Source organism: Alistipes sp. DJF_B185 (genome assembly GCF_964250025.1).
Classification (GTDB): Bacteria; Bacteroidota; Bacteroidia; order Bacteroidales; family Rikenellaceae; genus Alistipes; species Alistipes finegoldii.
Genome location: NZ_CAXUDY010000067.1, coordinates 1 through 1,270, shown reverse-complemented (window position 1 = coordinate 1,270; position 1,270 = coordinate 1). Strand labels below are relative to the sequence as shown.

General features: G+C 56.3%; 2 protein-coding genes. Both read left to right on the top strand.

Features of this window, described 5'->3' with window-relative positions; translation table 11 throughout:
- Nucleotides 1-219: Cas9 inhibitor AcrIIA9 family protein (locus tag ACESTR_RS16165; RefSeq protein ID WP_373179446.1), on the top strand; the 219-nt coding region annotated here is incomplete at its 5' end.
- A 2-nt stretch (nucleotides 220-221) separates the two neighbouring features.
- A partial coding sequence (locus ACESTR_RS16160; RefSeq protein ID WP_373179445.1) for a PcfJ domain-containing protein occupies nucleotides 222-1,270 on the top strand: 1,049 nt, incomplete at its 3' end.

Here is a 1,270-nt window from a genome sequence, read left to right as displayed (position 1 = left end):
GCACTCCACTATTACGACGAGGAGGACATCGACATCGGCAAACCCGTCAGTTGCAAGGTAGTGGTCAATCACACCGTCGAACTGACCGAGGAGGAAAAAGCCGAGGCACGGCGGAACGCCATACGGAAGGCCGAGAGCGAAGCCTACGCCAAGTTGGCGAAAGCCAAGTCCAAACCCAAGAAAATCGAAGATAACAAACTAATGCCCAGTCTATTTTAGTTATGAAGCCGAGAACAAAATTCCAACAGAGCGTCGTGGCGGCAAGCAAACACCTGCCGCCGCTTACCCCCGCACAAATCGAATGGGGGTACAAGAACTGCATCGAGCATATCGGACGCCGCACGCCGAAAGGACTTATCACCTGCACCGAGTGCGGCCACACGTGGCAGAGCGAAAACGGAGAACTCACGGACAATCTGTTAGGGTGCGAGTGTCCGCACTGCCACACCACGCTGAAAGTGGAAACCACCCTGCGCCGCAAGTTCAACGATTACGAGTATTTGTGCATCGTAACCCGCTGCAAGGGTTTTCAAGTCCTGCGCTTCGTCTATATCGAGTGTTGGGCGAAAGTGGGACAGACGCCCGTTTACACCCATATCGAAGCCGTACAGCGGTGGATTGCCCCCGACGGACGCTCCGCAACCTTCGCACGGCTGCGCCCGATGGGCTTCTTCGTTCACGGGTGGAGTTGGTCGAGCGCATTGGAACTGCGGGCGGAGAACGACGGGAAATACAACATCACGCCCACACGCATCTATCCCCGGCAACGGCTTATCCCCGAACTGCGCCGAAGCGGCTACGGCAAACAACTCCCCGATGTAACCCCTTTCGACCTTATCCACCTGCTGCTCTCGGAGAACAAGGCCGAAACGCTGCTTAAAGCGGGACAAACGGCACTCGTGCGATTTTTCGCCCGTTCCTCCCGCAATATCGCAGACTATTGGCCGGCCATCCGTATCGCCATCCGTAACGGGTACGCTATCGGGAAACCGACGGAATGGTGCGACTACATCGACCTGCTGCGATTTTTCGGGAAAGACCTGCATAACGCCCATTTCGTGTGTCCCGCAGACCTGCCCGCAGCGCATGACCTCTACATGGCAAAAAAACGGCGGCACATGCAAATGGAACGGCGGCAGGAGGAACGGCGCAAGGCGTTGGAACAGGAAGCCTCGTTTGTCAAAGCCAAAGGACGGTTTTTCGGAGTGGAGTTTTCCGACGGGGAAATCTGCATCAAGGTATTGGACAGCGTTGAAGCCATACGGCAGGA